This is a genomic window from Microbacterium longlingense (genome assembly GCF_058349825.2).
This window is the reverse complement of record NZ_JBYRJA020000001.1, coordinates 66,968-79,928: the sequence shown is the minus strand read 5'-3', so window position 1 is coordinate 79,928 and position 12,961 is coordinate 66,968. Positions and strand designations below refer to the sequence as shown.

Genomic DNA, 12,961 nt, shown 5'->3' with positions numbered 1-12,961 from the left:
CGTGCCGTCGGTCCACAGCGTCGCGATCGTCCCGGTCTCCCCGGACGTGGCGTTCGCGGTGTCGCAGACGACCGGAGATGTGCGACGGCGGTGGGACCGGTTCATCCGCCGCCAGAGGTTCCTGAACGCCGACGCCGCTGCCACCGGCGTCCAGACGCTCACCGTGCAGCGCTTCGGCCTGCGCATGGTGAGCGAGTACGTCTCCTACCGGCCACCCACGAGCGTGGGCATGAAGATGATCCGCGGGCCGTGGTTCTTCGAGCGGATGGGCGGCGGCTGGCGGTTCGAGCCGGTCGACGGCGGCACCCGCGCGGTCTGGAAATACACCTTCACCTGCCGCCCGGGATGGCTCGCCCCCCTCGCCGAGCGCATCGGCGTGGTGCTGCTGCAGCGCGAGATCGACCGGCGCATCGCGGGTTTCGCGCGCGGCTGCGCCGACCCTGCCGTGCTCGCCGCGGTCTCCTGAGACCGGCTCTGCGCGGTGCGCGCGCCGCGGGCGATGAGGCGATGGCGGCACAGTGTCCGACCCCGCCGGGTAGGCTGGCGGGGTGAGCATGGAGATCGATCTCGGCCGCGCCAAGCGCGCCCGCCGCGCGTACACCTTCGACGACATCGCGGTGGTGCCATCGCGGCGTACCCGCAACCCGGAGGACGTCTCGACCACGTGGGCCATCGATGCCTACGCCTTCGAGACCCCGGTCATCGGCGCGCCGATGGACTCGGTCATGAGTCCGCAGACGGCGATCCTGCTCGGGCGTCTGGGCGGGCTCGGCGTCCTCGATCTCGAGGGCCTGTGGACGCGTTACGAAGACCCGGAGCCCCTCCTCGAGGAGATCGCCTCCCTGCCGGAGGGCGAGGCGACGGTGCGCATGCAGCGGCTGTACGCCGAGCCGATCAAGCCGGAGCTCATCAAGCAGCGTCTCTCCGAGATCCGCGATGCTGGCGTGACCGTCGCGGGCGCGCTCACCCCGCAGCGCACCCAGGAGCTGTATGCGACGGTCGTGGCCGCTGGTGTCGATCTCTTCGTGATCCGGGGCACCACGGTCTCGGCAGAGCACGTGTCGAGCGTGAGCGAGCCGCTCAATCTGAAGAAGTTCATCTACGACCTCGATGTGCCGGTGATCGTCGGCGGCGCTGCCACGTACACCGCGGCGCTGCACCTCATGCGCACCGGCGCCGCGGGGGTGCTGGTGGGCTTCGGCGGGGGAGCGGCGTCGACCACCCGGGCCACCCTCGGCATCCAGGCGCCGATGGCCACCGCGCTGTCGGATGTCGCCGCGGCGCGCCGTGACTACCTCGACGAGTCCGGCGGCCGCTACGTGCACGTCATCGCCGATGGCGGTGTCGGAACCTCGGGCGACATCGTCAAGGCGATCGCGATGGGCGCGGACGCGGTGATGCTGGGCGTCGCGCTGGCTCGGGCGACCGATGCGCCGGGCCGTGGCTTCCACTGGGGCCCGGAGGCCCACCACGCCGAGCTGCCGCGCGGTCGTCGGGTCGCGGTCGACGGCGTCGCGACGCTCGAGCAGATCCTGTTCGGACCCGCTCCCGTCGCCGACGGCACGGCCAATCTGATCGGCGCGCTGCGCAAGTCGATGGCGACCACCGGATACTCCGACCTCAAGGAGTTCCAGCGGGTCGAGGTCGTGCTCGCGCCGTCCCCGCACTCCTGAGCCCCGATCGAGACCGTCTGACACCCGCACCGTGACACCCGCCCCGGAGACCACAACGCCGCACCCCGCGCGCGACGCCGCGCCGACCCTGCGCAGCGTGCTGATGCGGCCGCGCTGGCTGGGCGTCCTCCTGCTGTGCCTGATCGCGGCGAGCATCTTCGCCCTGCTCGGCGGCTGGCAGGTCTCCCGGGCGGTCGACACGGACCCTCCGCCCCCCGGCATCACCGAGGAGCTGCGCCCGATCGCCGACGTGGTGGCCCCGGGAGAGTACCTGCACGGACCCCTGGTGGGGCAGCGGGTCGAGGTGCCGGGTTCGTGGGTCGCCGGCGACTTCATCGTGGTCTCCTCGCGTTTCCAGGGCGGAGTCGAGGGGTACTGGGTGACCGGCCAGTTGCGGCTGGCCGAGACGGCGTCGCCCACGTCGCTCGCGGTCGCGATCGGCTGGACCGCCGACCGCGCCGATGCGGATGCGGCGGCGGCTGCCCTCGACCAGGAGGCCGGGCGCGAGCTGATGGTCGCCGGGCGCCTCATCTCCGACGAGGGGGTCGAGCTGCCGCGGGTCGTCGAGCCGGATCGGCTGGACCGGATGTCGCCCGCAGCGCTCCTGAGCCGGTGGCACGATATCGATGCGCTCGACGTGTACCGGCCGTTCCTGGTGTCCGCGGAGCCGACGGCAGGTCTGGACCCGATCGTCGCGGACGCGCCCCAGGAGGGCACGCCGGTCAACTGGCTTAACATCTTCTACGCGGTGGAATGGGCGATCTTCGCCGGCTTCGCCTTCTACCTCTGGTACCGCCTCGGCAAGGACGCCTGGGAGCGCGAGATCGAGGAACGGGAAGAGGCCGCAGGCGCCTGACCGCCGGGCATCGGGGCTCGGCCCGTGCCGCGCCGAGCGCCCGCCGAGCGCGCGTCCCGGCCCGCCCGCCGCCCCGCGAGCGGGCCGAGCGGCGCCCGATAGGATGGGACCATGCCAGAACCGAAGGCCGCCAGTTTCCCTGCCATCCGCGGGGCGCTGAAGTTCTACCAGATCGCCTCGGTCATCACCGGTGTCGGTCTGCTGCTGCTCGTTCTCGAGATGATCCTGAAGTACACCCCGCTCGCCGTGGAGATCTTCGCGGGGGGCTCCGGTGGCTTCCTGTGGCTCGCCCCCGTGGTCGAGGGTCCGGACGGCCTGGTCTCGACCGGTGACGGGGTGAACATCTCGCTGTGGATCCTGATCGTCCACGGCTGGTTCTATGTCGTCTACCTGTTCTCCGCGTTCCGCATCTGGAGCCTCATGCGCTGGCCCTTCCTGCGCCTGGTGATGCTGGCTCTGGGCGGTGTCGTGCCGTTCCTGTCGTTCTTCATGGAGGCGCGCGTCGCCCGTGAGGTCACGGCCTATCTCGCCCGGCGCGAGGCCGAGATCGCTGCGGCAGCGCCTGCTTCTTCCCACCCCTCATCCCCCGACTCCGTGGAGGCCACCCCGTGACCGAGCCCGTGCACACCGAGCAGCGCCCGGCGCTGGTCGTCGACTTCGGGGCCCAGTACGCACAGCTGATCGCGCGCCGCGTGCGCGAGGCCGGCGTGTACAGCGAGATCGTGCCGCACACGGCGACGGCCGAAGAGATCGCCGCCCGCAACCCGGTGGCCCTCATTCTCTCCGGCGGACCGTCGTCCGTCTACGAGGAGGGCGCCCCCCGGCTGGACCCGGCCGTGTTCGACCTCGGCATCCCGACGCTGGGCATCTGCTACGGCTTCCAGGTGATGGCGCAGGCGCTCGGCGGCGAGGTCGCCAACACGGGACTGCGTGAGTACGGGGCGACCGATGCCGCCATCAGCGGCGAGGGCGGCACACTGCTGGGCGGCCAGCCCGCTGCGCAGAACGTCTGGATGAGTCATGGCGATCAGGTGGCGCGCGCGCCGGAGGGCTTCACGGTCCTGGCGTCGACCGCGGCCACCCCCGTCGCAGCCTTCAGCGACGATGAGCGGCGCTTCTACGGCGTGCAGTGGCACCCCGAGGTCAAGCACTCCGATCACGGCCAGGAGGTCATCGAGAACTTCCTGCACCGGGGCGCCGGACTCGCCGCGGACTGGAACAGCGGCAACGTGATCGCCGAGCAGGTGGCCCGCATCCGGGAGCAGGTGGGTGACGCGCGCGTCATCTCGGCGCTCTCCGGGGGCGTCGACTCCGCCGTCTCGACCGCGCTCGTGCACCGTGCGATCGGCGATCAGCTCACGGCGGTGTTCGTCGACCACGGGCTGCTTCGCCAGGGCGAGCGGGAACAGGTCGAGAAGGACTACGTGGCCTCCACGGGCGTGCACCTGATCACCGTCGATGCCGCGGACACCTTCCTCGGCCACCTCGCCGGCGTCACAGACCCGGAGGAGAAGCGCAAGATCATCGGCCGCGAGTTCATCCGCGCCTTCGAGCAGGTGCAGCTCGATCTCGTCGCCGAGGCCAAAGCCGAGGGAGAGAAGGTGCGCTTCCTCGTGCAGGGCACGCTCTACCCCGACGTGGTGGAGTCGGGCGGCGGCGCCGGCACGGCGAACATCAAGAGCCACCACAACGTCGGCGGCCTGCCGGAAGACCTGGACTTCGAGCTCATCGAGCCGCTGCGCACGCTGTTCAAGGACGAGGTGCGGGCGATCGGGCGCGAGCTGGGCATCCCCGAGGCGATCGTCGGCCGTCAGCCGTTCCCCGGCCCGGGCCTGGGCATCCGGATCATCGGCGAGGTCACGCGCGACCGGCTCGAGATCCTGCGCGAAGCGGATGCGATCGCCCGGGAAGAGCTCACCAAGGCCGGCCTCGACCAGGAGATCTGGCAGTGCCCGGTCGTGCTGCTCGCCGACGTGCGCTCGGTGGGCGTGCAGGGCGACGGACGCACCTACGGTCATCCGATCGTGCTGCGTCCGGTGTCGAGCGAGGACGCCATGACCGCCGACTGGTCGCGTCTTCCCTATGACGTGCTGTCGAAGATCTCCAACCGCATCACCAACGAGGTGCGTGACGTCAATCGGGTCGTGCTCGACGTGACCTCCAAGCCTCCGGGGACGATCGAGTGGGAGTGATCCCCACGGTGTCAGAGGGCGCGGGCTTCGGCTCGCGCCCTCTGGCGTTCTCGGGACAGGGACGGGCGGATGCCTGATGCGCTCGCGTGCGCCGGGCCTGCTTCACGGGCCGGGCCTGCTGCGGAGAGCGCCCGCACACAGCACGGCGGGCCGCCCAGGAGGACGGCCCGCCGTGCTGTGTGCTGTGCGCGGTGTGCGGTGTGCGGTGTGCGGTGTGCGGTGTGCGGGTTAGTCGTTGCCGCGCAGGATCGCGATCATGCGGAGGATCTCGACGTACAGCCAGACGACGGTCACCATGATGCCGAAGCCGCCCATCCAGCCGTAGACGCGCGGCGCGCGGTTGCGCACGCCCTGCTGGATCTGGTCGAAGTCGAGCACCAGCGAGTAGGCCGCCATGATGACCACCAGGACGCCGATGATGAGGCCGAGCGGGATGCCGAAGATCAGGGTGGAGCGCAGACCGAAGCCGTTGCTGATCACGCCGGTCCACATCAGCACCAGGTTGATGAGCGAGAAGACGAGGTAGCCGACCATCGCGATCAGGAAGACCTTGGTGGCCTTGGCGCTCGCGCGCACCTTGCCGCTGGCGAAGAGGGCGAGCGTGACGCCGACGACCGCGATCGTCGCGATGCTGGCCTGCATGACGATGCCGGACCAGCGCGTCTCGAAGTAGGCCGAGATGCCGCCGACGAACAGGCCCTCCAAGGCCGCGTAGGCGAAGATGAGGCCGGGGCGCACCTTCTTGCGCGAGGTGAAGATGATGACCATCGACAGCACGAAGCCGCCGATCGCCCCCAGCATCCACGGCACGATGCTCACGTCCGAGTAGACGCTCGGGGAGGTCCCGCCGAGGGTCCATACCCAGCCGACGGCTGCGGCGACGAGCAGGATCGCGAACAGGCCGACGGTCTTCATGACCGTGTCCTCGACCGTCATGCGGTCCGTCTCGAGCGATCCGGCAGCGGGCGCGGCGTACATGCCGTCGAGCTGGGCGTTCATGGCGGCGTTGGTGACCATGTGCGAGCCCGCAGCGAACTGCGCCTGCCCGTTCACGTTCGCGGAGCTGCCGCCGGGGTACGTCGCGACGGCCCGGGGGTCGGCCTGGAACGCCGGGTTGTTGAAAGCGGGGTTGTTCATCGCCATGGCCTCGTGCTCCTGTGGTCGTTCGGCGGGTGCTTCCCTCCAGAGTAACGGGGAGAGCCGACATCTCGGGTGACTTACGCTGAGAGCGTGCAGCCGTTTCCCTCTCTTCCCCTGGGGCACGGCGCCCCGATCGTCATCGGGCACCGGGGTGCCCCCGGCTACCGCCCCGAGCACAGCAGATCCTCCTACGAGCTGGCGATCGCGATGGGCGCGGATGCCGTGGAGCCGGATGTCGTCGCCACGCGTGACGGCGTGCTGGTGGTGCGTCATGAGAACGAGATCTCCGGGACGACCGATGTCGCGGATCATCCGGAGTTCGCCGACCGGCGCACGACCAAGCGCATCGACGGCGAGACGCTGACCGGATGGTTCACCGAGGACTTCACGTGGGATGAGCTGGCCACCCTGCGCAGCCGCGAGCGGCTGCCGCGACTTCGGCCGTCGAGCGCGAGCTTCGACGGTGCCCAGCCGATCCTGCGCCTGACCGACCTCCTCGAGATCGTGCAGGCCGCAGGGGAGGAGCGCGGCCGTGCGGTCGGTGTGGTCCTGGAGGTCAAGCACGCCACGTACTTCGAGGGAATCGGCCTCGACCTGGTGCCGTTGATCGAGCGCGACCTCGCCGCCACGGGCTGGGCCGACGGCAACCGGCCGCTCATCGTGGAGTCGTTCGAGCAGACGGTGCTGCACCGGTTGAAGGCCACGGGACTGCCGGCGCTCTTTGTCTATCTGCTCGAGCCGGAGGGGCGTCCGGCCGATCTCGTGGCCGCGCTCGGGCGGCGGGCGCCGACCTGGGCCGCTGCGGCGGAGCCCGCGGGGCTGGACGCCCTGGTCGGCCGGCTCGACGGGATCAGCGTCGGCAAGGCGATGCTCCTGCAGGATTCCGGGCCGGGTGCGGGGGCGCAGCTCGTCGACGACGCTCATGCCCGCGGGCTGTGCGTCTTCACGTGGACGTGCCGTCCCGAGAACGCCTTCCTCGATCCGGCCCACCGCGGCCAGGGCGGGAAGGCGGCCTTCGGAGACTACGAGGCGGAGTGGGCACGGATCGCCGCGACCGGTGTGGACGGCGTGTTCGTCGACCATGCCGATCTGGGCGTGGCGTCCTTCCGGGCGCCGTCCCCGGGGCGTGGCACCACGACATGAGCGTGTCGCCGCTGGCCCGAGCGGCGGGAGGGGTGCGCGGAGGATCCGCGCACCGGTACAGCTGGTTGTCAGAGATCCGGCCTAGTTTCGGCTCATGACGATGACAGCGGGTGCCGCGGGTGTCGAGGTCGACGGGGTCTTCCGGCGGTTCGGCAGTGTCGCTGCCGTCCAGGGCGCCAGCTTTCGGGCAGAGCCGGGACGGGTGACCGGCCTGGTCGGCCCGAACGGATCCGGCAAGACGACCCTGTTCCTCATGCTCGCCTCCCTCCTCGCCCCGGACGCCGGCACGATCCGCGTGGCCGGTGTCGATCCCGTCGCAGACCCCGCCGGTGTCCGGCGGGCGATCGGGTGGATGCCGGACTCCCTCGGCGCGTGGCCAGCGCTCACCTGCCGCGAGACCCTCGTCACGACGGCCCGGCTCTACGACCTGGCGACGCACGACGCGGAACGCCGCGCGGCCGACCTCCTCGACCAGGTCGGGCTCGCCGATCTCGCCGACCGGCCGGCCAGAGTGCTCTCCCGCGGGCAGAAGCAGAAGCTCGGCCTCGCACGGGCGCTCGTGCACGATCCGGCCGTGCTGCTGCTCGACGAGCCGGCGTCTGGCCTTGACCCGCTCGCCCGCATGCAGCTGCGCGATCTGCTGCGCGCCCGGGCAGAGCGCGGCGGCACGGTGCTGGTTTCCAGCCATGTGCTCGCCGAGCTCGACGAGATGATCGACGATGCGGTGTTCCTCATCGGCGGCCGCGTCGTGGCGGCACCGGCCGTCGCGGGAGCAGCACGCGAATGGCGGATCCGCCTCGCCCGCCCGGCGGACGGCGACCCGGCGTTCGCCGTCGCCGCCGCGCTCGGACGCCCCCCGGCCGAGATCCGCAGCCAGCGCGGCGACGTGCTCGTGCGATTCTCCGGCGATGAGGGCGCCGCCGCTGCGCTGGCGGCGCTGATTCGTGCTGATCTGGCTATCGCGGAGTTCGCTCCCGCCCGCGGCGACCTCGAGAGCGCGTTCCTCGCCCTCGACGATCAGGGGGTGCCCCCGCAGACGGGGGAGAGCACCCCGGAAGGAGGTGCGGCATGAGCGCCGCCCGGATCGGCGTCGTGCTGCGCCTCGAGCTCACCCAGCGGCTGCGGAGCGTGGGATGGTACGTGCTGCTCGGCGTGTTCGCGGTGATCCTCCTGATCGTGACGATCCTGGCCTTCTTCGCCTACGCGTGGATCGGCCCCGCCGGGCCGGGGGTCTACGCGATCGTCGTCAACGTCGTGCTGCTCATGGTGCTGCTGGTGTCGCCGACCCTGAGCGGGAACGCGATCAACGGCGACCGGGACGCCGCGACCCTGGCGCCGGTGCAGGTGACCCTGGCCTCGACAGGAGAGATCCTGGCGGGCAAGCTCCTGGCCGCGATCGTCACCGGACTGATGTTCGTGGGCGTCTCTGCGCCGTTCCTGATCGCCGCCACCTTCGCCGGCGGCGTCGATGCGGCGGTGGTTGCGGTGTCGCTGCTCGTGCTGATCGCCGAGGTGGTCGTGATCGCGGCGATCGGCGTCGGCCTGAGCGGCATCATCGCCCGACCGCTGTTCTCCGTCGCGGCGAGCTATCTGCTCGTCGGCGCGTTGACGGTCGGAACGCTCATCGCCTTCGGGCTCGGCTCGTCGGTGATCCGCTCCGAGGTCGTCTCGGAGGAACGCTGGATGGAGGTGGACGACCGCGGGCAGAGCGTGTGCACCGAGTGGCAGCGGGCGGACTATGCCGTGCAACGACCGGACATGGTGTGGTGGACGCTCGCCGTCAACCCCTTCGTGGTGCTCGCCGACGCCACGCCGACGCGGTTCACGGAGTACGGAGAGCCGGAGGACCTGTTCGGCTTCCTCAAGGTCGGGTTCCGCACCACCCAGATCGCCCCGCCCCTGCAGGTCCGGTGGGACGGCTGCGAACCTGCGTCGGAGTGGAAGCCGCCGGTGTCGTCGGAGGAGCGCCTGGCCGGCACGGTACCCGGCTGGATGGTCGGACTGGGGCTGCAGGTCGTGCTCGCCGGGGCCTTGCTGGCCGGAGGGTACTCCCGCACCCGCACACCGGCACGTCGCCTGCCGCCGGGCACCCGCATCGCCTGAGCCGCGGAATCCCGTCTGCGCCCGCCGCGTACGGCGGACGCCGGCGGGATTCGCTGGCCCTGGGGCTGCGACTCGGCAGACACCCGGCGCCCGTCGGCGGCATCCGTGCGCGGGTGTGCGATGCTTCGGTGGATCCGCGAGGATCCCGGAAGGAGACAACGATGTCCGACCAGGTGTATCTCTACATCGCCCTCATCGTCTATTTCGCGGTGATGATCTTCATCGGGTTCCGCGCCTATCGCAAGACGACGGGGCACGAGGGCTACATGCTCGCAGACCGCAGCCTCCCGCCGTGGGTGGCCGCGCTCAGCGCCGGCGCCTCCGACATGTCCGGCTGGCTGATGATGGGTCTTCCCGGCGCGATCTACGCCTTCGGCCTCATCGAGGCATGGATCGCGATCGGCCTCACCATCGGCGCCTACCTGAACTGGCTGCTCGTGGCGCCCCGGCTGCGGGCCTACACGCAGACGGCCAAGAACTCCATCACCGTTCCGACGTTCTTCGAGAACCGCACACACGACCGCACGCACCTGCTGCGGATCATCTCGAGCGTGATCATCCTGGTGTTCTTCACCCTCTACGTCTCGAGCGGCATGGTCGCGGGCGGCAAGTTCTTCGTCGTGGCCTTCGACGGGGACTATCTCGTCGGCATGCTCCTGATCACGGCCGTCACCCTGACATACACGCTGTTCGGCGGCTTCCTCGGCGCCTCCCACACCGACGTGGTGCAGGGGCTCATGCTCGCGATCGCCGTGGTGATCGTGCCGGTCGCCGCGGTCATCGCGGTGGGCGGCTGGGGGGAGGCGATGTCGCTCATCTCGACGCTGCACCCGGATCACTTCAACCTCTTCGGCGGTCAGGGACTCACGTCCGTCACGGTCATCGGCGTGCTGTCGGGGCTCGCATGGGGGCTGGGATACTTCGGCCAGCCGCACATCGTGGTGCGCTTCATGGCGCTGAGCACCCCGCAGGCGGCCAAGGCCGGCCGCCGGATCGGCCTCACGTGGCAGGTCATCTCGCTCGGCGGGGCGGTCTTTGCCGGGCTGATCGGGGTGGCGTTCTTCGCGAAGGAGGGACTCACCCTCACGGACCCGGAGATGGTGCTGCTGATGATGGCGCAGACGCTGCTGCACCCGCTCGTGGCCGGCCTCGTCCTCGCCGCCGTGCTCGCGGCCATCATGAGCACGTTCTCGAGTCAGCTGATCGTGTGCTCCTCTGCCCTCGTGGAGGACATCTACCGCGTCGTGCGCAAGACCCCGCCCCCAGAGAAGACCCTCGTACTCCTCGGGCGGCTGTGCGTGCTGCTGGTGAGCGTCATCGCGATCCTGTTCGCTCTGGACAGCGAGTCCTCCGTGCTCCAGCTGGTGAGCTTCGCGTGGGCGGGCTTCGGGGCCTCGTTCGGCCCGGTCATCCTGCTGAGCCTGTACTGGCGCCGGCTGACGAACTGGGGGGCGCTGGCGGGCATGCTCGTCGGAGCGGTCACGGTCTTCGCCTGGAGTGCGGCGCAGGGCGGCGTGTTCGACCTATACGAGCTGCTGCCGGGATTCGTCTTCGCGACGATCGCGGTCGTGGTGGTGAGTCTGCTCACCTATCGCCCCAATCCGGAGATCGAGCGGGAGTTCACCGACACCGGTGCGCTGCTGACGGTCGGCCGCGAACCGCGCGACTGACCGTGGCCCGACCCGTGGTCGTGGACGGCCGCGGGTCAGGGCCGGAGCTTGTCCGGATTGCGCATGAACAGCAGCGTGCGGATGCCGTCGTCGCCGGAGCGCAGCGCCACCGTCGTGGTGAGCGTGCCAGCCTCGCGCACCGCCAGACCCGGTCCGCCGCTGATGGTCGCCGGCTGGATCTCGAGCTCCGGCAACGCGGCGAGGCCGAGGAGGAGACGTGCGATCTTCTCCGCGCCCCGCACCGGTCGCAGGGCCGCCGTCCGCCGTCCGCCGCCGTCGGAGTAGAGCACAGCGTCGGCGGAGAGGAGGGCCGTCACCCGGTCGATGTCGCCGGTGGCCACCGCGGCGGCGAGCTGCGCGAGCGCGCGAGCGTCGTGTTCGCGCTGACCATCGTCGATCGCGTCCGCGGAGGCCGCGACCGCGCGCTGCGCGCGGGAGACCAGCTGGCGGGCGGCGCCGGGCGTGGTCTCGAGGACGTCTGCGATGGTGGCGTAGTCGACCTCGAGCACCCGGCGCAGGACGTAGGCGGTCGCCTGCTCCGGCGTCAGCGTCGAGAGCACGAAGTCGAGCGCCTGGCCGAGCCCGTCGCGGTGCAGCGCCTCCCATTCCGGCGACCCGTCGTCGATCACCGGATCCGGCAGCCAGGGACCCAGATAGCTCTCCCGTCGCCGGCGCTGCGCGCGCACCGCATTGAGTGCGAGACGCGAGGCCATCACGCCGAGGAAGGCCCCTGGTGAGCGGACATCTGCCGCGTCGATCCGCGACCAGCTCAGCCACGCGTCCTGCACGACGTCCTCCGCGTCGTCGCGGGAGCCGGTGATGTGGAAGGCCGCGGCCAGCATCCGCGGCCGGTGCGCTGCGAAGACGGCGGCGTGGTCCACGCCTCCCATGCTAGGCCGCCCCGCCGGCGGGGTCGGCGGGGCCGGACGCCCAGCGATAGGCGCCAGCGCGCTCCCGCTCCTGGGCCAGCCAGCGCAGCGTCATCCGGCAGACCGCCTCCTTGAGCATTCCGCCCGCGCGCCCGCCGATCGCGAGCGGGCGCTCGGTGTCGTCGCGGCGCACGAACTGCACGTGACCGGCGCCCGCACCCAGGTCGACGCACTGCAGCAGGTAGCCGAGCGAGAACGGTTCCGGCGCGCGGCCCCGTGCGCGGTCGTGGATCACGTCGGCCGCGTGCGCGCCCATCGGCAGGGCGGTCGCGCACGCGGGACGCAGGTGGGTCGATCCCGGTGCGGCGACGTGCACGGCGTCGCCGGCGCCGACGATCCGCGGCCGTCCGGGAACCGTGAGACGCGCGTCGACGATCAGACGACCCCCGGTGTCGACCGGGAGGGCGGAGTCTGCGGCGAGAGTCGGGTAGGCGAAGCCCGCGCACACCGCCGTGATCCCCTCCGCCGCAGCCACACGGCGCACCTCGACGTCGACTCCGCGCCGTGCGAGCAGGGCGAGCTGCGCCCCTGCCGCGCGCCGTTCGGGGGCCGATGCGGTGACCAGGCGCACCCGCCGTCCGGCCGCCGAGATCGCCCCGGCGAGCTCGATGCCGGTGAGCCCTGCGCCCGCAACCGTCACGGTCTCATCGGGGCGTGCCGCGAGCTCGGCCCGCAGCATCAGGGCGGCCTCCTCCGTCGCGATGCCGGGTGCCCCGGTGGGGGCGCCGGACCCGACCGCGTAGACGAGCGTGTCATAGGGGAGGGCGTCGCCCGAGTCGAGCTCGACGGCGTCCTCTCCGATGCGGGAAGCGGTGGCGAGCACGAGCTCGACATCCGGGTGCAGCAGGTCGCGCAGGTCGCGTCGCGCGTCGGCCCGCTCCCCGCTCGCGAGCGCATGCAGGCGGATGCGCTCGACGAACCAGGGGTGCGGCGTGATCATCCGCACCGGATGCCCGCGCCCCGCCAGCCGGTTCGCCGCCATCACCCCGGCGTACCCCGCGCCGATCACCGTCGTGGTCATGATGCTCCTCTTCTTCTGGACTCTTCTTCTTGGGACTTCAGGAACAGGACACCGGCCGCGCGGAATGTGTGACACGGACGGTGTGACCGAGGCCCAGACGCCCGACAGCAGACGCCCGACGCCGGACGGGCACCGGCGCAGCCGTGCCAGAACTCAGGCGAAAACGCGGGTAGCCGCGCCAGAAACCGGTTTCTGGGCCTCTCGCGCCGATTCCGCCTGAGTCCGGGGCCGGGC

The 12,961-nt window shown here is 71.1% G+C and carries 12 protein-coding genes; 9 read left to right on the top strand and 3 right to left on the bottom strand.

The window, feature by feature from the left end; genetic code table 11:
• The first annotated feature begins 1 nt into the window (after position 1).
• From AC3RXY_RS00370 to guaA, 5 genes are all read left to right on the top strand, one after another.
• Positions 2–466, top strand: a complete 465-nt coding sequence (locus AC3RXY_RS00370; RefSeq protein WP_491508893.1) for an SRPBCC family protein — start codon at positions 2–4, stop codon at positions 464–466.
• 88 nt (positions 467–554) lie between these two features.
• Positions 555–1,673, top strand: coding sequence for a GuaB3 family IMP dehydrogenase-related protein (locus tag AC3RXY_RS00365; protein WP_491509389.1), 1,119 nt, complete (start codon positions 555–557; stop codon positions 1,671–1,673).
• A 103-nt stretch (positions 1,674–1,776) separates the two neighbouring features.
• Positions 1,777–2,529 carry an SURF1 family cytochrome oxidase biogenesis protein gene (locus AC3RXY_RS00360; RefSeq protein ID WP_491509388.1) on the top strand — a complete coding sequence of 251 codons (753 nt, stop codon included), beginning with the start codon at positions 1,777–1,779 and terminating at the stop codon, positions 2,527–2,529.
• A gap of 111 nt (positions 2,530–2,640) precedes the next feature.
• Positions 2,641–3,141, top strand: a complete 501-nt coding sequence (locus AC3RXY_RS00355) for a DUF3817 domain-containing protein (RefSeq protein WP_491508892.1) — start codon at positions 2,641–2,643, stop codon at positions 3,139–3,141.
• On the top strand, positions 3,138–4,721 hold the full coding sequence (guaA, locus tag AC3RXY_RS00350; RefSeq protein WP_491508891.1) for a glutamine-hydrolyzing GMP synthase: 1,584 nt from the start codon (positions 3,138–3,140) through the stop codon (positions 4,719–4,721). Before AC3RXY_RS00355 ends, guaA begins: the two co-directional genes overlap by 4 nt.
• Positions 4,722–4,949: 228 nt before the next feature.
• Here the strand turns inward: guaA and AC3RXY_RS00345 are convergent, their stop codons facing one another.
• Entirely contained in the window at positions 4,950–5,864 is a 915-nt protein-coding gene (locus tag AC3RXY_RS00345) for a Bax inhibitor-1/YccA family protein (RefSeq protein WP_491508890.1), read from the bottom strand.
• Between the two features lie 111 nt (positions 5,865–5,975).
• Here AC3RXY_RS00345 and AC3RXY_RS00340 point away from each other — a divergent pair, with 111 nt between their 5' ends.
• The 4 genes from AC3RXY_RS00340 (at position 5,976) to putP (ending at position 10,777) form a co-directional block, all read left to right on the top strand.
• Entirely contained in the window at positions 5,976–7,004 is a 1,029-nt protein-coding gene (locus AC3RXY_RS00340) for a glycerophosphodiester phosphodiesterase family protein (RefSeq protein WP_491509387.1), read from the top strand.
• 94 nt (positions 7,005–7,098) lie between these two features.
• Complete coding sequence (locus tag AC3RXY_RS00335; protein ID WP_491508889.1) at positions 7,099–8,076, top strand: ABC transporter ATP-binding protein; 978 nt, start codon at positions 7,099–7,101, stop codon at positions 8,074–8,076.
• The gene (locus tag AC3RXY_RS00330; RefSeq protein WP_491508888.1) at positions 8,073–9,107 is read left to right on the top strand and encodes an ABC transporter permease; all 1,035 of its coding nucleotides are present in this window, start codon (positions 8,073–8,075) and stop codon (positions 9,105–9,107) included. Before AC3RXY_RS00335 ends, AC3RXY_RS00330 begins: the two co-directional genes overlap by 4 nt.
• A gap of 161 nt (positions 9,108–9,268) precedes the next feature.
• Positions 9,269–10,777 (top strand): sodium/proline symporter PutP, encoded by a 1,509-nt coding sequence (putP, locus tag AC3RXY_RS00325; protein ID WP_491508887.1) that lies wholly within the window; start codon positions 9,269–9,271, stop codon positions 10,775–10,777.
• A gap of 35 nt (positions 10,778–10,812) precedes the next feature.
• Here putP and AC3RXY_RS00320 read toward each other — a convergent pair whose 3' ends face one another.
• Both AC3RXY_RS00320 and AC3RXY_RS00315 read right to left on the bottom strand, forming a co-directional pair.
• Positions 10,813–11,658: a sigma factor gene (locus AC3RXY_RS00320; protein WP_491508886.1), complete on the bottom strand. Its 846-nt coding sequence runs from the start codon at positions 11,656–11,658 to the stop codon at positions 10,813–10,815.
• A gap of 10 nt (positions 11,659–11,668) precedes the next feature.
• Positions 11,669–12,727 (bottom strand): NAD(P)/FAD-dependent oxidoreductase, encoded by a 1,059-nt coding sequence (locus AC3RXY_RS00315; protein WP_491508885.1) that lies wholly within the window; start codon positions 12,725–12,727, stop codon positions 11,669–11,671.
• Between the last annotated feature and the right edge of the window lie 234 nt (positions 12,728–12,961).

Coding starts and splice junctions, on each gene's coding strand:
- AC3RXY_RS00365 (WP_491509389.1), top strand. CDS start 555: ATGGAGATCGATCTCGGCCGCGCCAAGCGCGCCCGCCGCGCGTACACC.
- AC3RXY_RS00360 (WP_491509388.1), top strand. CDS start 1,777: ATGCGGCCGCGCTGGCTGGGCGTCCTCCTGCTGTGCCTGATCGCGGCG.
- AC3RXY_RS00355 (WP_491508892.1), top strand. CDS start 2,641: ATGCCAGAACCGAAGGCCGCCAGTTTCCCTGCCATCCGCGGGGCGCTG.
- AC3RXY_RS00345 (WP_491508890.1), bottom strand. CDS start 5,864: ATGGCGATGAACAACCCCGCTTTCAACAACCCGGCGTTCCAGGCCGAC.
- AC3RXY_RS00335 (WP_491508889.1), top strand. CDS start 7,099: ATGACGATGACAGCGGGTGCCGCGGGTGTCGAGGTCGACGGGGTCTTC.
- AC3RXY_RS00330 (WP_491508888.1), top strand. CDS start 8,073: ATGAGCGCCGCCCGGATCGGCGTCGTGCTGCGCCTCGAGCTCACCCAG.
- putP (WP_491508887.1), top strand. CDS start 9,269: ATGTCCGACCAGGTGTATCTCTACATCGCCCTCATCGTCTATTTCGCG.
- AC3RXY_RS00315 (WP_491508885.1), bottom strand. CDS start 12,727: ATGACCACGACGGTGATCGGCGCGGGGTACGCCGGGGTGATGGCGGCG.